General features: G+C 61.8%; 19 protein-coding genes. 16 read left to right on the top strand and 3 right to left on the bottom strand.

Features of this window, described 5'->3' with window-relative positions; all coding sequences use genetic code 11:
* The first annotated feature begins 4 nt into the window (after positions 1 to 4).
* From rplO to AC0L18_RS22145, 14 genes are all read left to right on the top strand, one after another.
* On the top strand, positions 5 to 478 hold the full coding sequence (gene rplO, locus AC0L18_RS22210; protein ID WP_091591193.1) for a 50S ribosomal protein L15: 474 nt from the start codon (positions 5 to 7) through the stop codon (positions 476 to 478).
* Between the two features lie 190 nt (positions 479 to 668).
* Positions 669 to 2,009, top strand: coding sequence for a preprotein translocase subunit SecY (gene secY / locus AC0L18_RS22205; RefSeq protein ID WP_091591192.1), 1,341 nt, complete (start codon positions 669 to 671; stop codon positions 2,007 to 2,009).
* Positions 2,006 to 2,626, top strand: coding sequence for an adenylate kinase (locus AC0L18_RS22200; RefSeq protein WP_287176086.1), 621 nt, complete (start codon positions 2,006 to 2,008; stop codon positions 2,624 to 2,626). Before secY ends, AC0L18_RS22200 begins: the two co-directional genes overlap by 4 nt.
* Before the next feature lie 191 nt (positions 2,627 to 2,817).
* Positions 2,818 to 3,186, top strand: a complete 369-nt coding sequence (rpsM, locus tag AC0L18_RS22195) for a 30S ribosomal protein S13 (protein ID WP_023799280.1) — start codon at positions 2,818 to 2,820, stop codon at positions 3,184 to 3,186.
* Between the two features lie 159 nt (positions 3,187 to 3,345).
* Entirely contained in the window at positions 3,346 to 3,735 is a 390-nt protein-coding gene (rpsK, locus tag AC0L18_RS22190) for a 30S ribosomal protein S11 (protein WP_023799279.1), read from the top strand.
* Positions 3,736 to 3,919: 184 nt separating this feature from the next.
* Positions 3,920 to 4,930 (top strand): DNA-directed RNA polymerase subunit alpha, encoded by a 1,011-nt coding sequence (locus AC0L18_RS22185; protein ID WP_023799278.1) that lies wholly within the window; start codon positions 3,920 to 3,922, stop codon positions 4,928 to 4,930.
* Positions 4,931 to 5,074: 144 nt separating this feature from the next.
* Positions 5,075 to 5,506, top strand: coding sequence for a 50S ribosomal protein L17 (rplQ, locus tag AC0L18_RS22180; RefSeq protein WP_023799277.1), 432 nt, complete (start codon positions 5,075 to 5,077; stop codon positions 5,504 to 5,506).
* A gap of 195 nt (positions 5,507 to 5,701) precedes the next feature.
* On the top strand, positions 5,702 to 7,189 hold the full coding sequence (locus AC0L18_RS22175; RefSeq protein ID WP_473494214.1) for a DegQ family serine endoprotease: 1,488 nt from the start codon (positions 5,702 to 5,704) through the stop codon (positions 7,187 to 7,189).
* Positions 7,190 to 7,240: 51 nt separating this feature from the next.
* Positions 7,241 to 8,551, top strand: a complete 1,311-nt coding sequence (locus AC0L18_RS22170) for a replication-associated recombination protein A (protein ID WP_473494213.1) — start codon at positions 7,241 to 7,243, stop codon at positions 8,549 to 8,551.
* 68 nt (positions 8,552 to 8,619) lie between these two features.
* Positions 8,620 to 8,997 carry a fluoride efflux transporter CrcB gene (crcB, locus tag AC0L18_RS22165; protein WP_128169094.1) on the top strand — a complete coding sequence of 126 codons (378 nt, stop codon included), beginning with the start codon at positions 8,620 to 8,622 and terminating at the stop codon, positions 8,995 to 8,997.
* Positions 8,998 to 9,131: 134 nt separating this feature from the next.
* Positions 9,132 to 10,112: an RluA family pseudouridine synthase gene (locus AC0L18_RS22160; RefSeq protein WP_473494212.1), complete on the top strand. Its 981-nt coding sequence runs from the start codon at positions 9,132 to 9,134 to the stop codon at positions 10,110 to 10,112.
* Positions 10,113 to 10,123: 11 nt separating this feature from the next.
* Positions 10,124 to 11,038 carry a DMT family transporter gene (locus tag AC0L18_RS22155; RefSeq protein WP_473494217.1) on the top strand — a complete coding sequence of 305 codons (915 nt, stop codon included), beginning with the start codon at positions 10,124 to 10,126 and terminating at the stop codon, positions 11,036 to 11,038.
* Positions 11,039 to 11,049: 11 nt separating this feature from the next.
* Complete coding sequence (locus AC0L18_RS22150; protein WP_473494211.1) at positions 11,050 to 11,841, top strand: ATP12 family chaperone protein; 792 nt, start codon at positions 11,050 to 11,052, stop codon at positions 11,839 to 11,841.
* A gap of 289 nt (positions 11,842 to 12,130) precedes the next feature.
* The gene (locus AC0L18_RS22145) at positions 12,131 to 14,017 is read left to right on the top strand and encodes an MFS transporter (protein WP_473494210.1); all 1,887 of its coding nucleotides are present in this window, start codon (positions 12,131 to 12,133) and stop codon (positions 14,015 to 14,017) included.
* A gap of 85 nt (positions 14,018 to 14,102) precedes the next feature.
* On the opposite strand, the gene AC0L18_RS22140 is transcribed toward AC0L18_RS22145, so the two are convergent.
* Positions 14,103 to 14,297 (bottom strand): DUF2735 domain-containing protein, encoded by a 195-nt coding sequence (locus AC0L18_RS22140; RefSeq protein WP_473494209.1) that lies wholly within the window; start codon positions 14,295 to 14,297, stop codon positions 14,103 to 14,105.
* On the opposite strand from AC0L18_RS22140, the gene AC0L18_RS22135 reads away from it, so the two are divergent.
* Together AC0L18_RS22135 and AC0L18_RS22130 are read left to right on the top strand one after the other, a co-directional pair.
* Entirely contained in the window at positions 14,297 to 14,593 is a 297-nt protein-coding gene (locus tag AC0L18_RS22135) for a hypothetical protein (RefSeq protein ID WP_473494208.1), read from the top strand. The two genes, AC0L18_RS22140 and AC0L18_RS22135, sit on opposite strands and share 1 nt — an antisense overlap.
* A 21-nt stretch (positions 14,594 to 14,614) precedes the next feature.
* Complete coding sequence (locus AC0L18_RS22130; protein WP_473494207.1) at positions 14,615 to 15,655, top strand: glutamine synthetase beta-grasp domain-containing protein; 1,041 nt, start codon at positions 14,615 to 14,617, stop codon at positions 15,653 to 15,655.
* Between the two features lie 168 nt (positions 15,656 to 15,823).
* Here the strand turns inward: AC0L18_RS22130 and glnA are convergent, their stop codons facing one another.
* A complete protein-coding gene (glnA, locus tag AC0L18_RS22125) occupies positions 15,824 to 17,233 on the bottom strand; it encodes a type I glutamate--ammonia ligase (protein WP_473494206.1) in 1,410 nt (469 codons plus the stop codon).
* A gap of 54 nt (positions 17,234 to 17,287) precedes the next feature.
* Positions 17,288 to 17,626, bottom strand: a complete 339-nt coding sequence (locus tag AC0L18_RS22120) for a P-II family nitrogen regulator (protein WP_006205430.1) — start codon at positions 17,624 to 17,626, stop codon at positions 17,288 to 17,290.
* Positions 17,627 to 18,059: the final 433 nt, after the last annotated feature.

Genomic DNA, 18,059 nt, shown 5'->3' with positions numbered 1-18,059 from the left:
TCAGATGAAACTCAACGATCTGCGTGACAAGGACGGCGCGACGCATTCCAGGAAGCGTCTCGGCCGCGGCATCGGCTCCGGCTCGGGCAAGACCGCCGGTCGCGGCGTCAAGGGCCAGAAGGCGCGCTCCGGCGTCGCCGTCAACGGCTTCGAGGGTGGCCAGATGCCGCTCTACCGGCGTCTGCCGAAGCGCGGCTTCAACAACATCTTCGCCAAGAGCTTTACCGTCGTGTCGCTGGCCCGCATCCAGGCCGCGCTCGATGCCAAGAAGCTCGACGCCAAGACGACCGTGACCGCCGAAGCGCTGGTCGCGGCCGGCGTCATCCGCCGCGTCAAGGACGGCGTGCGCATTCTCTCCGACGGCGAGATCAAGTCGAAGCTTGCCTTCGACGTGGCTGGCGCCTCCAAGGCTGCCATCGAGAAGATCGAAAAGGCCGGCGGTTCGGTAAAGCTGCCGGAAAAGGCAGCAGCCGAGTAACGGCGATTTGAAGCGCGATCGGCAGAGCGGGACACGTTTCGCTTTTGATTGCGCTTTGATCTGCTCAATATGGCGGCCGCGTCAACGCGGCCGCTTGCATGTTTGCAGTCCGGAGCTTATCTCGTGAGCTTCGGTGACACGCGCCGCCTGAGTTGCGGGCCATCGAGCGTGACCAAGCGGAGAATCAGGCATGGCTTCGGCTGCTGAACAACTAGCCTCGAATCTGAATTTCTCGGCCTTCGCCAAGGCGGAGGATCTGAAGAAGCGCATCTGGTTCACCGTTGGCGCGCTGCTGGTCTACCGCCTCGGCACCTATATCCCGCTGCCCGGTATCAATCCCGACGCTTTCGCCCAGGCCTTCTCGTCGCAGAGCAAGGGCGTGCTTGGCATGTTCAACATGTTCGCCGGCGGCGCCGTCGAGCGCATGGCGATCTTTGCCCTCGGCATCATGCCCTATATCTCCGCTTCCATCATCATGCAGCTGATGACCTCCGTGATCCCGTCACTGGAGGCGCTGAAGAAGGAAGGCGAGCAGGGCCGCAAGGTCATCAACCAGTATACCCGCTACGGCACCGTGCTCTTGGCGCTGGTCCAGGCCTACGGCATTGCGGTCGGACTGGAAGGCGGCAGCGGCATCGTCAGCGATCCCGGCATGTTCTTCCGCATCTCAACCGTCATCACGCTGGTCGGCGGCACCATGTTCCTGATGTGGCTCGGCGAGCAGATCACCGCCCGCGGCATCGGCAACGGCATTTCGCTGATCATCTTTGCCGGCATCGTCGCCGGCCTGCCGCAAGCCATCTCCGGTACGCTGGAACTTGGCCGCACCGGCGCGCTGTCGACCGGCCTGATCCTGGCGATCATCGTTCTGGCCGTCGTCGTCATCGCGCTGATCGTGTTCTTTGAGCGCGCCCAGCGGCGCTTGCTGATCCAGTATCCCAAGCGCCAGGTCGGCAACCGCATGTTCCAGGGCGACACCTCGCATCTGCCGCTCAAGCTCAACACGGCCGGCGTCATTCCGCCGATCTTCGCGTCTTCGCTGCTGTTGCTGCCGGCGACGGTCGCCGGCTTCTCGCAGACGACCAACATGCCAGCCTGGGCCAGCACCGTCCTGGCGGCACTCGGCCATGGCCAGCCGCTCTACATGGCGTTCTATGCGGCGATGATCGTGTTTTTCGCCTTCTTCTATACGGCGATCGTCTTCAACCCGAAGGACACCGCCGACCAGCTCAAGAAGCATTCGGGTTTCATTCCGGGCTACCGTCCGGGCGAGCGCACCGCGGATTACATCGACTATGTCCTTACCCGCATAACTGTCGTCGGCGCCATTTATCTGGTGCTGGTGTGTCTGCTGCCCGAGTTCCTGATTTCAGCGACTGGCGTACCATTCTACCTCGGTGGCACATCGCTTCTGATCGTGGTCAGTGTAACGCTCGACACGGTGGCGCAAATTCAGGGTCACCTGATCGCGCACCAGTATGAGGGCCTGATCAAGAAGTCGAAGCTGCGCGGGGGGAAGAAAGCCAGATGAGGTTGATATTGCTTGGGCCGCCAGGGGCGGGCAAGGGGACGCAAGCACAAAGACTGGTAGAAAAATACGGCATTCCCCAACTCTCGACGGGCGATATGCTGCGCGCTGCTGTCCAGGCCGGCACCGAAGTCGGCAAACGGGCCAAGGCGGTGATGGACGCTGGCGAACTGGTTTCCGACGCCATCGTCAACGCTATCGTCGCCGAGCGTATCGATCAGGCCGATTGCGCAAGGGGATTCATCCTTGACGGATATCCGCGAACCCTGGTGCAGGCGGACGCGGTTGAATCGATGCTCTCGGCTCGCCGCCTCACTCTCGACGCCGTCATCGAACTTGTCGTCGACGACAAGGCGCTGGTTGGCCGAATCGGCAAGCGCGCCGAAGAGGCCAAGGCCGCGGGTCTGCCGGTGCGCAAGGACGACAATCCGGCGGTGTTCGAAGAGCGCCTGAAGGAGTACTACAAGAAGACGTCGCCGCTGATCGGCTATTACTATGCCAAGGGCAAGCTGAGAGGTGTCGACGGCATGGCGGACATCGATGCGGTGACGCGGCAGATCGAAGCGGTGCTCACGGCTGCGACCCCAGCGGCGGCCCAACGGTCTGCGAACGGAAAATAAACGATTGCGCTTGACTGGAGCGGTTCGCTGGGGTATGGCGGCCCGTCTTCCTATCAGGCATGAGGCTTGCTTGCCCGCAAGGGCAAGGCAGCCGCTTTGAACTGGAAACTCCCGCATGGGCCGGCCTCCACCGGACGCGGGGCAACTTTGACAGTGCCGGCTTGTCCGGCCCACATGGAGAAGAGAAGAACATGGCTCGTATAGCCGGCGTCAACATTCCGACCAACAAGCGCGTCGTCATTGCGCTTCAGTACATTCACGGCATTGGCAAGAGCTTCGCCCAGGAGATCGTCGACAAGGTCGGCATCCCGGCCGAGCGCCGCGTCAACCAGCTGACCGACGCGGAAGTGCTGCAGATCCGCGAGACGATCGACCGTGACTACCAGGTCGAGGGCGATCTGCGCCGCGAAGTGTCGATGAACATCAAGCGGCTCATGGACCTCGGCTGCTACCGCGGCCTGCGTCATCGCCGCTCGCTGCCGGTTCGCGGCCAGCGCACGCATACCAATGCGCGCACCCGCAAGGGCCCGGCCAAGTCGATCGCCGGCAAAAAGAAGTAATTTAGGGGAATAAGGGAGTAGGGGAGTAAGGCCAGTAGGGAACAGCCGCCAATTGGATTGCGCGTTTCCCTACTCCCTTACTGCCCTATTCCCCTACTCCCTTACGAAGGTGGAGCCGCTGGCATTACGGCGGTGTAGAGATCAACTGAAAGGACCATCATGGCCAAGGAAGCCACACGTGTTCGCCGTCGCGAACGCAAGAATATCTCGTCGGGCGTTGCCCACGTCAACTCGACCTTCAACAACACGATGATCACCATCACCGACGCGCAGGGCAATTCGATTGCCTGGTCGTCGGCGGGAGCCCAGGGCTTCAAGGGATCTCGCAAGTCGACCCCGTTCGCCGCCCAGATGGCTGCCGAGGACGTTGCCAAGAAGGCCCAGGAACACGGCATGCGCATGCTTGAGGTCGAGGTCTGCGGACCCGGCTCGGGTCGTGAATCGGCGCTGCGCGCATTGCAGGCAGCCGGCTTCACCATCACCTCGATCCGTGACGTGACGCCGATCCCGCACAATGGCTGCCGCCCGCGCAAGAAGCGCCGCGTCTAATGCCTGTTGCCCAAAACGCGCAGCGGTTTTGGGCAACGACATGCATAAAAACAGAGACCTGAAGCGCTACGCGCTTGAGGGAAAAAATTACCGAACGCCGCGCGAACGCCATTAGCGTTCCTCCACGGCATTCCAGGTCGCCCGCCACGATTGGATGGTGGCGGGTCAACGGAAGGAAAGCATCATGATCCAGAAAAATTGGCAGGAACTGATCAAGCCGAACAAGATCGAGTTCTCTTCGAAGAAGAAGACGCTGACCACGCTGGTCGCCGAGCCGCTCGAGCGCGGCTTTGGTCTGACCCTCGGCAATGCGCTGCGTCGCGTGCTTCTGTCTTCGCTGCGTGGCGCGGCTGTGACCGCCGTGCAGATCGACGGCGTTCTGCATGAATTCTCGTCGATCGCCGGCGTGCGCGAGGACGTGACAGACATCGTCCTGAATATCAAGGAAATCGCCATCCGCATGGAAGGCGACGGCCCCAAGCGCATGGTCGTGCGCAAGCAGGGACCGGGCGCTGTTCTGGCCGGCGACATCCAGACGGTCGGCGACGTCGAGATCCTCAATCCCGACCACGTCATCTGCACGCTGGACGAGGGCGCTGAAATCCGCATGGAGTTCACCGTCGATACCGGCAAGGGCTACGTGCCGGCCGACCGCAATCGCGCCGAAGACGCGCCGATCGGCCTCATCCCGGTCGACAGCCTCTACTCGCCGGTCAAGAAGGTCTCCTACAAGGTCGAGAACACCCGCGAGGGCCAGGTTCTCGACTACGACAAGCTGACCATGACGATCGACACCGACGGTTCGATCTCGGGCGAGGACGCGGTGGCTTTCGCCGCCCGCATCCTGCAGGACCAGCTTGGCCTGTTCGTCAATTTCGACGAGCCGCAGAAGGAAGTCGCCGCCGAGCAGGTGACCGAGCTTGCCTTCAACCCGGCGCTGCTCAAGAAGGTCGACGAACTCGAGCTTTCGGTGCGTTCGGCCAACTGCCTGAAGAATGACAACATCGTCTATATCGGCGACTTGATCCAGAAGACCGAAGCCGAGATGCTGCGCACCCCGAACTTCGGTCGCAAGTCGCTGAACGAGATCAAGGAAGTCCTGGCGGCGATGGGCCTGCACCTCGGCATGGAAGTGCCGGATTGGCCGCCGGAAAACATCGAAGACCTCGCCAAGCGTTACGAAGATCAATACTGACCGGTGAATTGAGAATGGTGAAATGGTGAATGGTCGTCGGTCGGCGACTTCGGAGAGGTAGAGCCCTTCCATTCACCATTCACTATTGACCATTCACAAAACGAAACAGCCGGGCCAACCGCCCACAACACCAGGAGAAGAGCCATGCGCCACGGATTTAAAGGCCGCCGGTTCGCCCGCAGCATAAGCCACCGCAAGTCGATGTTTGCCAATCTTGCCGTGTCGCTCATCGAGCATGAGCAGATACTCACCACCTTGCCGAAGGCGAAGGATCTGCGTCCGATCGTCGAGAAGCTGGTGACGCTCGGCAAGCGCGGCGACCTGCATGCCCGCCGCCAGGTGATTGCCCAGATCGGCAATGAAGGCGTCGTCAAGCGCCTGTTCGACACGATCGCGCCGCGCTACGCCACCCGCAACGGCGGCTATCTGCGCATCATGAAGGCGGGCTTCCGCCACGGCGACAATGCCGCCATGGCGGTCATCGAGTTCGTCGATCGCGACACCTCGGCCAAGGGCGCCGGCGACCGTGCCCGCATCGAGGCAGAAGGCACTGACGAGGAAGCCGCAGCCGCATAAGCTTCGGTTTTCCCTCAAGGAGTTCAAAAGGGCCTGCGGGCCCTTTTGTGCGTTCTGGAAGCGGTAGGGAGCATTGCGGGGACTGTCTTGACTTAAGCCCATGTCTTTTCCTCGAGAATAATTCGATTACATCGACTTAGCCTTTCATTTTGCACAATCGTCGGGACAATGGCGCCCGACCCCGGAGGATTCGGAATGCGCGTAAAACGGCTGTCCCTTGTTCTACTCTGCGCCTTGATGGCGGCGGCAGTCGTGCCGGCCGCCAGGCAGGCGCTGGCTCAGGACACCAAGGCCGATCCCGGTCTGTCCGACGTGCTGACCGACATGTTGCGCGGCGCCGAAGGCGAAAATGCCACCTCCGGTCCAGACAAGCGCGTGCCGTTCGGCCGCGAGGAGATGCAACTGTCGTTTGCGCCGCTGGTCAAGCAGACGGCGCCGGCCGTGGTCAATGTCTATGCCTCGCAAACGGCCAGGCTGAGGTCGCCCTTCGACGGCGATCCGTTCTTCGAAGAGTTCTTCGGCCGTTCGCAGCCGCGTGCGCAGTCTTCGCTCGGCTCCGGCGTGCTGGTCGACCCGACAGGCATAGTGGTCACCAATTTCCACGTCATCAAGGACGCCGATCAGGTCAAGGTCGCCACCGCGGACGGGCGTGAATTCGACAGCAAGGTGCTGCTCAAGGACGAGACGCTTGACCTCGCCGTGCTCAAGATCTCCGCCGACAAGCCATTTCCGGTCGTCGCCATCGGCGATTCCGACGCGCTCGAGGTCGGCGACCTGTTGTTGGCCATCGGCAACCCCTTCGGTGTCGGCCAGACCACCACCAGCGGCATCGTTTCGGCACTCGCCCGCAGCCACATCGGCGTTTCCGATTCCAGTTTCTTCATCCAGACCGACGCTGCGATCAATCCCGGCAATTCCGGCGGTGCGCTGATCAACATGGGTGGCCAACTGGTCGGCATCAACACGGCGATCTACAGCCGCAGCGGCGGCTCGATCGGCATCGGCTTTGCTATTCCCTCCAATATGGTTCGCGCGTTTGCCGATGCGGCCAAGGCCGGGCGCGACTTCTTCGAGAGGCCGTATATCGGCGCCGAATTCGAGCGCGTGACGCCGCAAATCGCCGAATCGCTCGGTCTCGAGACGCCGACCGGGGCACTGGTTTCGTCCATCGACGAAGCCGGGCCGGCGGCCAAGGCGGGGCTCAAGGCCGGTGACGTCGTGCTGTCGCTCAATGGCACGCCGGTCGAGAGCATTGAGGCGCTGGATTACCGGATGGCGACACTGTCGATCGGCACCAATGCCAGCTTCGCCGTTCTGAGCAAAGGGCAGCAAGCGGCGATGGACATCGCGCTGGAGCGTGCGCCGGAAGGTGCGAAACTCGCGGAGGTGACGCTGCGCGGTCGCAGCCCGTTCTCCGGCGCCAAGGTTGCGGAACTGTCGCCGCGGCTCGCCCAGCGGCTCGGCATTCGCACGGATGTCAAGGGTGTTACCGTGATCGACATCAATCGCGGTTCGCCCGCAGCCGGTTTCGGCTTCCAGCCGGGCGACATCGTTCGCGAGGTCAACGGCTTGACCATCGATACCGCCGCGACCCTGGAACAGGCAGCCATGCAGGAGACGCGCTGGTGGCGCTTTACCGTCGAGCGCGGCGGGCAGATACTGCGCCAGGTGTTGCGTTACTAAGCCCGAGCGTCGATCCTTCGGACGAGATCGCGCTCCAATGAAAAGACGTGCATGGCCGATCTGTTCAGTGTCGATGAACCGGAAAAGGCGCCGCCCGGCAGGCCGCTGGCCGACCGGCTGCGCCCGCAGAACCTCAGCGAGGTCGTCGGCCAGGAGCATCTGACCGGACCCGACGGCGCGCTGACGCGGCTGATCGGCTCCGGCTCGCTCGGCTCGATGATCTTCTGGGGGCCGCCCGGGACGGGCAAGACCACGGTCGCGCGGCTGCTTGCCGGCGAAACCAGCCTTGCGTTCCAACAGATATCGGCGGTGTTTTCCGGAGTCGCCGACCTGAAGAGAGTGTTCGAGGCGGCGAAGCTGCGCCGCACCAACGGCCGTCAGACGCTGCTCTTCGTCGACGAGATCCATCGCTTCAACCGCGCCCAGCAGGACAGTTTTCTGCCTGTCATGGAAGACGGCACCGTCGTGTTGGTTGGCGCCACCACCGAAAACCCCTCCTTCGAGCTGAATGCGGCGCTACTGTCCCGCGCGCGCGTGCTGGTCTTTCATTCGCTCGGTGAGGACAGCATCGCAAAACTGCTGGCGCGTGCCGAGGAGACCGAGGGCAGGGCGCTGCCGCTCGACGACGAGGCGAGGGCGATGCTCGTCCGCATGAGCGATGGCGATGGTCGTGCGGCGCTGACGCTGGCCGAAGAGGTCTGGCGCGCCGCCAAGTCAGGCGAGGTGTTCAGCGCCGAGGGCCTGCTGCGCATCGTCCAGCGCCGCGCGCCGATCTACGACAAGGGCCAGGACGGCCATTACAATCTGATCTCGGCGCTGCACAAATCGGTACGCGGCTCCGACCCCGACGCCGCCCTCTATTATCTCGCCCGCATGTTCGATGCCGGCGAGGACCCGCTCTATCTCGGCCGCCGCCTGGTGCGCATGGCGATGGAGGATATCGGGCTGGCAGACCCGCAGGCGCTGGTCGTCGCCAATGCCGCCAAGGATGCCTACGACTATCTGGGCTCGCCAGAGGGCGAACTCGCCTTCGCCGAGGCCACGGTCTATCTCGCCAGCGCGCCCAAATCCAACGCCGTCTACACCGCCTTCAAGGCCGCCACACAGGCGGCTAAGGAGTTCGGCTCATTGCTGCCGCCCAAACACATCCTCAACGCCCCGACCAAGCTGATGAAGGAAGAAGATTACGGCGCCGGCTACCGTTACGACCACGACGAGCCGGACGCTTTTTCCGGACAGGATTATTTTCCGGAAAAGATGGGCCGCCGTAAATTCTATGATCCGCCCGAACGCGGGTTCGAGCGTGATATCAGGAAGCGGCTCGACTATTGGGCGAAGCTGCGCGGCGAGCGGAAAAAGTAGGCTCGCGCCTACTTTCCCGCTCAGGGGCAGGGATTGACCGAGCCACCCTGCAAGGGCAGTAAACGGCGATGATCAATCTCCTCCTCGTTGCTGCGGGCGGCGCTATTGGTGCCGGGCTCCGCCACGTCGTCAATTTCGTTGCGCTGCGTCTTGTCGGCCCGAGTTTTCCCTGGGGCACGATGGCGATCAACATTGTCGGCTCGTTTGCCATGGGCCTGTTCATCACGACCCTGGCGCGGCGCTACGGCGGATCGAACGAGCTTCGGCTGTTCGTCGCCACCGGCATCCTCGGCGGCTTCACCACGTTCTCCGCCTTTTCGCTCGATTTCGCGACGCTGTGGGAGCGCGGCGCGACGCTGCCGGCGTTCGGATACGCCCTTGCCAGCCTCATTGGCGCGATCATTGCCCTGTTTCTGGGTCTTTGGCTCGCAAGAAGCCTGCCTTAATGCTATTGCCCCCGCTTGCAGCGCCGCGTGCCTCTCAGGGCGCGCCAAGGACGCTGCAGCTTTTTTGATTTGCGCATGACCCTTTCCGAAGATCGATTTCAGGTCATGCGCTAGAAACGGGTAAAAACGAGACAATGGCAGGCGTAGAACAGATCACGGTGGAGGCCGGCGAGGCGGGCATGCGGCTCGACCGCTGGTTCAAGACCCATTTTCCGGGTCTTGGCTTCGGCCATCTGCAAAAACTGCTGCGCTCCGGCCAGATCCGTGTCGATGGCGGCAGGGTGAAGGCCGATACCCGCGTCGAGCCGGGCCAGATGGTTCGCATCCCACCGCTCGAAGTGGACAAGAAGGGCGAGAGCCCGCTCACCGGTCACTCGATCCGCAACCAGGGCGACGCCGACGTTCTGGCCAAGATGCTGATCCATGAAGATCCGAAAGTGTTTGTCTTCAACAAGCCGGCCGGCCTCGCCGTCCAGGGTGGCTCAGGTGTCACCCGCAATGTCGACGACATGCTGGAAGCCTGGCGCAGCCAGAAGGGCGAGAAACCGCGTCTGGTGCACCGGCTCGACCGCGACACGTCAGGCGTGCTGGTCGTCGCCCGCACCAGGCTCGCCGCCATGAAGCTTGCCGAGGCGTTCCGGGCGCGTGAGACCAAGAAGACCTATTGGGCGCTGGTCAAGGGCGTGCCGCCGAAGCGCGAGGACAAGATCTCGACCTGGCTGATCAAGGAACCGACGCCCGACGGCGACCGGGTGCGCGTCGCCAAGCATGGCGAAAAGGGCGCCGACCACGCGGTGTCTTATTACCGAATCGTCGAGCAGGCGGCGCAGACCCTGTCCTGGCTGGAGATGGAGCCTTATACCGGCCGCACCCACCAGCTTCGCGTCCATGCCGCTCACATCGGCTGCCCGATCATCGGCGATCCCAAATATTTCGAGGCCGACACCAATTGGGATTTTCCCGGCGGCATGCAGAACCGCTTGCATCTGCACGCGCGCCGCATCGTCATCCCGCATCCCGACAAGGGTTTTATCGACGTCACCGCACCGATGCCGCCGCATATGCGCCAGAGCTGGAACCTGATCGGCTTCGACGACGCCAGCGCGGAGGACTAGGTCCAGTGGGCATGGCCACCGATACGCTCGACCGCCGCGACAGGGTCGACATGGCCGCCGCCGCCATCATGGTCGGCTTGACCTTTTCCTGGGGGCTGAACTACGTCGCCGCCAAGATCTCCTATGCCGGCTACGATCCCGTTTTCCTGTCGACCGCGCGGTCGGTCATCGGCGGGCTGTGTGTTCTCGTCTGGTGCCGCTGGCGCGGCATTGCGCTTTTCAGCCGCGACGGAACCCTTGTCGCCGGCATTCTGGCAGGCGCGCTCTTTGGTCTCGAGTTCCTGTTTCTCTATGTCGGGCTCGAACAGACGACCGTCGCGCGCAACACCTTGCTGGTCAACACCATGCCGTTCTGGGTGCTGGTCGGCGGGCATTTCCTGCTCAACGAACGCATCACCGCGCGCCGGCTCGTCGGCCTTCTGCTCGCTTTCGCCGGCCTGGTCGCGGTGTTCTCCGACCAGTTGAGCGCCGATAACGGTGCGACCCTGATTGGTGATCTGCTCAGTCTCGGCGCCGGCATTCTGTGGGCCTTGACCTACATCGTCATCAAGCGCACGAAACTGGCGGAAACGAGCGCCGAGAAGTTGCTGCTCTACCAACTGGCGGGCGCTGCGATGGTCGGCGCCTTGGTGCTGCCTTTCGCCGGGCCGCCCGTCCGCGACTTCGCCGCTTTGCCGACCTTGGCCTTGCTTTTCCAGGCGGTCTACATCGTCGCCTTCACCTATGTGCTCTGGTTCTGGTTGCTGCGGCGCTATCCGGCATCGGGCCTGTCGAGCTTCACCTTTCTTTCGCCGGTGTTCGGCGTTCTGTGCGGCGCCATCTTCTTGAACGAGCCGCTGACCATCCGTATTTTCCTGGCACTCGGCCTCATCGCAGCCGGTCTGATCATTGTGAATCGGCCGGCCCGAAAACAGATCCCCGGATGAAAGGCTCCGGCATGCGCGATATTCTCAACGACCTCGAAGCGGGAAAGCAGCTTTCCGATCCGGATCCGGTACGCCGTGCCCAGATCCAGATGAAGACGCACCTGCCGAAACGCTTCTACAAAACCGTCTCGGTCGCACCGGCCGAAGCTGGTTTTGCGGTTCATCTCGATGGCAAGCCGGTCCGTACGCCGGGCAAGGCGTTTCTGATCCTGCCGACCGAAAAAGCCGCCGCTCTGGTCGCCGGCGAGTTCGCCGCGCAAGGCGAGACGATCGACCCGATGACGATGCCGGTCATGCGTCTGGTCAACACGGCCATCGACGGCGTTGCCAGCGACCCGCAGGCGGTTTTGGAAGACATCCTGCGCTTTGCCTCGTCAGACCTGCTCTGCTATCGCGCCGACGCCCCCCGAGGGCTCGTCGATCGGCAGAACGAATATTGGGATCCCGTCATCGATTGGGCGCGGAGCGCGCTCGGCGCCCGGTTTCACCTCGCCGAAGGGGTGATCCATGTCGAGCAGCCGCGCGAGAGCATCGCGGTGCTCGGCGTTCATCTTGCCCAGCGTGCCGACCCGCTCCGGCTTGCCGCCATCCACGTCATGACCTCGTTGACGGGATCGGCACTGCTGGCGCTGGCCGTCGATTTCGGCGAGATCGACGGCGAGGCAGCCTGGGCCGCCGGCCATGTCGACGAGGACTGGCAGGCCGAGCACTGGGGCCATGACGCGGAAGCCGTCGCCCGCCGTGCCCACCGCAAGCGCGACATGATGGCCGCCGTCGGTCTCCTCGAGGCGCTCAAGGGCTGACGGCAATCGCCGCCCTCATTCGTTTCGCCTTGCCTTATTAGAGCGACGTGCGTTCCAGTTGGACGTGCAAAATACGCTCTAACACTTTGAATCTATGCATCGTGCTTTCCGAACATCGATTCCGATGTTCGGGCCGATGCATTGGACCAAAGTCATAATCCCAAAGGCGGGCTGCCTCTGGGCGGCGCTTTCTGTCACTTCTTCGCCGCGATAGCTGCCCGAGTTCGTGCCCAGAGCACGACACCGCGCAGCGTCGAGCACAGCGAGATGTCACGGGAGGACCGAATTCATGGCAATGGCAGCGACCGCCGGCAGAGCAAGCCGCGGAATGACGCGGGAAGAGAAGAAAGTCATCTTCGCTTCCTCGCTCGGCACCGTTTTCGAATGGTACGATTTCTATCTCTACGGCGCATTGGCGGCCGCGATCGGCTCGACATTCTTCAACTCGTATCCGGAAGCGACGCGCAACATCTTCACGCTGCTGGTTTTCGCCGCTGGCTTCCTCGTGCGCCCGTTCGGCGCGCTGGTGTTTGGCCGCATCGGCGATCTCGTTGGTCGCAAATACACCTTTCTCGTCACCATCATGATCATGGGCCTGTCGACTTTCCTGGTCGGCCTGCTGCCTGGTTCGGCAAGCTGGGGCATTGCAGCACCCATTATCCTGATTGCGCTGCGCATGCTGCAGGGCCTGGCGCTCGGCGGTGAATATGGCGGTGCGGCGACCTATGTGGCCGAGCATGCGCCCGACGACCGCCGCGGCTTCTACACATCGTGGATCCAGACGACGGCGACACTTGGCCTGTTCCTGTCGCTGGTCGTCATCCTTATCGTGCAGAATTCGCTGAGCAAGGAGGATTTCGAGGCCTGGGGCTGGCGCGTTCCATTCCTGCTCTCAGCCATTCTGCTCGGCATATCGGTCTGGATTCGCCTGTCGCTTGCCGAATCGCCGACCTTCCAGCGCATGAAGGACGAGGGCAAGGGCTCCAAGGCGCCGCTTACGGAAGCCTTCGGACAGTGGAAGAATGCCAAGATCGCCATTTTGGCGCTTTTCGGCCTTACCGCCGGCCAGGCCGTGGTTTGGTACAACGGCCAATTCTACGCGCTGTTTTTCCTGCAGAACGTGCTCAAGGTCGACGGCCAGTCGGTCAACATCATGATCGCCATCGCGCTGGCGCTCGGCACGATCTTCTTCGTCGTGTTCGGCTGGCTCTCCGACAAGATCGGCCGCAAGCCGATTATCATGGCGGGCCTGGCGCTGGCGATCGTCACCACCTTCCCGTTGTTCAAGGCACTGACCTGGGCAGCCAATCCGGCGCTCGCCACCGCACAGCAAAACACCCGTGCCACGATTACCGCTGCGCCTGGCGACTGCAAGTTCCAGTTCAATCCGACCGGAACGCGCAAGCCTCTGACGTCGTGCGATATTGCGACGGACTTCCTCGCCAAGAGCTCGGTGCCCTATGACATTGTCACGACAGCGGCGCCGGGGACTGCGGCCAGTGTCAAGATCGGCACCGCAACGGTGGCGTCCTATGATGCCGTGGCAGCCGCAGACAAGGCAACTTCAAGCGACGCCGCGTTCAAGAAGGCAATCAACATTGCATTGCGGGACGGCGGCTATCCGCTGAAGCGTGCTGCGGCCAAGGTCGCCGACCAGAAGCTTGACGCTTTTGTTGCGGCCAATCCGGAACTGAAGCTTGACGCCGCCGCAATCCGCGCCGGCGACAAGACGACGGTTGCGGCCGACCGGGCGGTCAAGGACAAGCTGCTGACGGCCGATGAGGCCGCGGCGGTGCCCGAGATCACCGTCTACAGCGTCCCGGCGGCAGGCGCCTTTGCGATGTTTGCCGACCCTGAACAGGTCAACTGGGCAAAGGTCATCGGCGTCCTGTTCATCCTGGTCATTTACGTGACCATGGTCTACGGACCGATCGCCGCGATCCTGGTAGAAATGTTCCCGACCCGCATCCGCTATACCGGCATGTCGTTGCCCTATCACATCGGCAATGGCTGGTTCGGCGGCCTGCTGCCGGCGACGGTGTTCGCGCTCAGCGCCTACAGCGGCGATATCTATTACGGCCTCTGGTATCCGGTGGTGATTGCGGCGATTTCGCTGGTCATCGGTACGATCTTTGTCAGGGATACGCTGGGAACGGACTTGCACGCCAAGACCTGATCCTTGCCTGACGGCAAAATGAAAAGCCCGGCGCGAGCGATCGCGCCGGGCTTTGCAATTCGTCAAAAGCGATGCGGAGGAAAGGTTAGCTCTTCCGGTCCTGTTTTTCTTCCTCGATGGCCGCTTCGTGATACCAGCCGCTTCCGAAATCCGTACGGTTACGCAATGAAGCAAGTTCTGCCGCGAACTTAGCCTTTCCGCTTAAATTTAAGGCAGAAGCGCGCGTTGCCACCGGGAACATCAGGATTTTGGCCGACTGACGGGTAGGAGTGATTTCCATTGTCGGTCTCCCTTCTTGAGCAGAGCCTTGCCGATTCAATCTTTCCCCAAGATAAGTTCTGCAATCCAGTTAGGCAATATGATTATAAAAAGATCAGTATCTGCCTGTTATTTATGCAGATCATGCTTGTGATTGATCCGGACGCATTGCGATTACGCGGCCTCGGATTTGTCGGGATGCGGCGTCAGTTTTGTCGCATCCTTGGCCGGCGAGAATGGCACACGAATTGCTTTTTGATAATCCGGCAGGTCGGCTGCAGGGTGGCTGGCATGCCGGCGCCGTCCAAGGTTCGGTGATCAAAGCAACGAGAGGCTAGAATGACGAAATACAAGCTCGAGTACATTTGGCTCGATGGATACACCCCGGTTCCCAACCTTCGCGGAAAGACGCAGATCAAGGACTATGCCGAATTCCCGACGCTCGACCAGCTTCCGCTGTGGGGCTTCGACGGCTCCTCGACCATGCAGGCCGAAGGCCACTCGTCCGACTGCGTGCTGAAGCCGGTCGCCGTCTATCCCGATCCGGCGCGCAGCAATGGCGTGCTCGTCATGTGCGAAGTCATGATGCCGGACGGCGTGACGCCGCACGCATCCAACAAGCGCGCCACCATCCTCGACGACGAGGGCGCCTGGTTCGGCTTCGAGCAGGAGTATTTCTTCTACAAGGACGGCCGCCCGCTCGGCTTCCCCGAGAGCGGCTACCCCGCGCCGCAAGGCCCGTACTACACCGGCGTCGGCTACAGCAACGTCGGCAGCGTCGCCAGGCAGATCGTCGAGGAGCATCTCGACCTCTGCCTTGCCGCCGGCATCAACCATGAAGGCATCAACGCCGAGGTGGCCAAGGGCCAGTGGGAATTCCAGATTTTCGGCAAGGGCTCCAAGAAGGCCGCCGACCAGATGTGGATGGCCCGCTACCTGATGCAGCGCCTCACCGAGAAATACGGCATCGATATCGAATACCACTGCAAGCCGCTCGGCGACACCGACTGGAATGGTTCCGGCATGCACGCCAACTTCTCGACCGCTTATATGCGCGAAGTCGGCGGCAAGGACTATTTCGAGGCGCTGATGGCCGCCTTCGACAAGAACCTGATGGATCACATCGCCGTCTACGGGCCGGACAACGACAAGCGTCTGACCGGCAAGCATGAAACCGCGCCATGGAACAGGTTCAGCTATGGCATCGCCGATCGCGGCGCCTCGATCCGCGTGCCGCATTCGTTCATCAACAACGGCTACAAGGGCTATCTCGAGGATCGCCGCCCGAACTCGCAGGGCGACCCCTACCAGATCGCTTCGCAGATCCTGAAGACGATCGCCTCCGTCCCGACCAGCGCCGAGGTTTCGGCTGCCGCTTGAGCACGCGTCACGGCGCGGAACTGAGTGTCTGCGCCGTGACTGCTCTCCGTCGCATCGGCCTTTTGTCAGGGCGACAACACCAACTGCTGGATTGAGTGTTCGCCATCCCAAACAAAAACCCCGCCGGATCGCTCCGGCGGGGTTTTGTTTGTCGCTTAGCTCGTCCGCTCAGACCGAGTAATACATATCATACTCGACCGGATGCGGGGTCATTTCGAAGCGCATCACTTCGGCCATCTTGAGCTCGATGTAGCTGTCGATCTGGTCGTCGTCGAAGACGCCGCCGGCCTTCAGGAAGCCGCGGTCCTTGTCGAGGCTCAGCAGCGCTTCGCGCAGCGAGCCGCAGACGGTCGGGATCTTCTTCAGTTCCTTCGGCGGCAGGTCGTAGAGATCCTTGTCCATCGGCTGTCCGGGATGGATCTTGTTCTTGATGCCGTCGAGCCCGGCCATCAGCATGGCGGCAAAGGCGAGGTAGGGGTTGGCACCCGGATCGGGGAAGCGGACCTCGACGCGCTTGGACTTCGGCGACGAGCCGAATGGAATGCGGCAGGAGGCAGAGCGGTTGCGGGCCGAATAGGCAAGCAGCACCGGCGCTTCATAGCCGGGCACCAGGCGCTTATAGGAGTTGGTCAGCGGGTTGGTGAAGGCGTTGATGGCCTTGGCATGCTTGATGATGCCGCCGATGTAGAACAGGCAGCTCTCGGAGAGGCCGGCATATTCATTGCCGGCGAAGGTCGGCTTGCCGCCCTTCCAGATCGACTGGTGGACGTGCATGCCCGAGCCGTTGTCGCCGAACACCGGCTTCGGCATGAAGGTGGCCGTCTTGCCGTAGGCGTTGGCGACTTGGTGCACGACATACTTGTAGATCAGCATCTTGTCGGCGTTGCGGACGAGCGTGTCGAACTTGATGCCGAGCTCGTGCTGGGCAGCGGCGACTTCGTGGTGGTGCTTTTCGACACGCACGCCCATTTCGGCGAGCACGGTCAGCATTTCGGAGCGCATGTCCTGCGCCGAGTCGATCGGCGGCACCGGGAAATAGCCGCCCTTGATGCGCGGGCGGTGGCCGAGATTGCCGGTCTCGTAGTCGGTGTCGTCGTTGGACGGCAATTCGGTGGAGTCGAGCTTGAAGCCGGTGTTGTACGGATCGGCCTTGTACTTGACGTCGTCGAACACGAAGAACTCGGCTTCCGGGCCGACGAAGATCTGATCGCCGATGCCTTCCGCCTTCATATAGGCTTCAGCCTTCTTGGCGGTGCCGCGCGGGTCGCGATTGTAGGATTCTCCGGAGATCGGATCGAGGATATCGCACAGGATAACCATGGTCGACTGCGCGAAGAACGGGTCCATATGCACCGTCTCGGTGTCGGGCATCAGCACCATATCGGACTCGTTGATCGCCTTCCAGCCGGCGATGGAGGACCCATCGAACATGACGCCGTCGGCAAACATGTCTTCCTCGACCTCAACGACATCCATCGTCACGTGCTGCAGCTTGCCCTTCGGATCTGTGAAGCGCAGGTCAACGAATTTCACGTCGTTGTCCTTGATCTGCTTCATGATGTCTTTGGCTGTCGTCATGTCATGTTTCCCTGTCTGATGACGTTTCGAGGAGATGATCTGAAATCAGAATCCTCAGACCGCGTCCATCCCTGTTTCGCCGGTGCGGATGCGCACGACTTCCTCGATGTTGGAGACGAAGATCTTGCCGTCGCCGATGCGGCCGGTCTGGGCCGCCTTGCGAATGGCTTCGATCGCGCCTTCGACCGCGTCGTCGCCGAGCACGACCTCGATCTTCACCTTGGGCAGAAAATCCACGACATATTCGGCGCCGCGATAGAGTTCGGTATGGCCCTTCTGGCGGCCAAAACCCTTGGCCTCCGTAACGGTGATGCCTTGCAGCCCGGCCTCCTGAAGCGCTTCCTTCACTTCGTCTAGCTTGAACGGCTTGATGATCGCTTCGATCTTTTTCATGTAAAAGTGGCCTCCACTGTCAAAAAAGACGGGTTGTGAGCCCCGCTTGCGCCTCTTTCAAGCACGAACTGTGCCAATTTGAGGGGATTCGAAGCGGTATCACGCGATTTCGATGCCATGCCGCGTTGAGAGCTAAATTCGCGTCATTCGCTGCATTGGCTGCGCCATGGATACTGGGAACCTACACATTGTCGGCGCTACCGTCCGCACAATAATTGGGCAGATAGAGCATTTCGCGGGCAATTGTGCTTCGACGACGCCATTGTCCCTAACGATGTGCTTATAGATCGTGCCATTTCATCGCAGTTTGCTTCGAACCTAAAACTGGACAATGTTTGACTCCAGGGATCGGGGTTTGACCACAAGGATCGGGGTTTGACCAAATGGATCGGGTTTGACCACAGGATCGGCTTGAGCCAATGCGGATCGGCAT

It is taken from the genome of Mesorhizobium sp. WSM4819 (assembly GCF_055811215.1).
The sequence above is the reverse complement of the archived record's forward strand: the minus strand, read 5'-3'. Positions and strand labels throughout refer to the sequence as shown.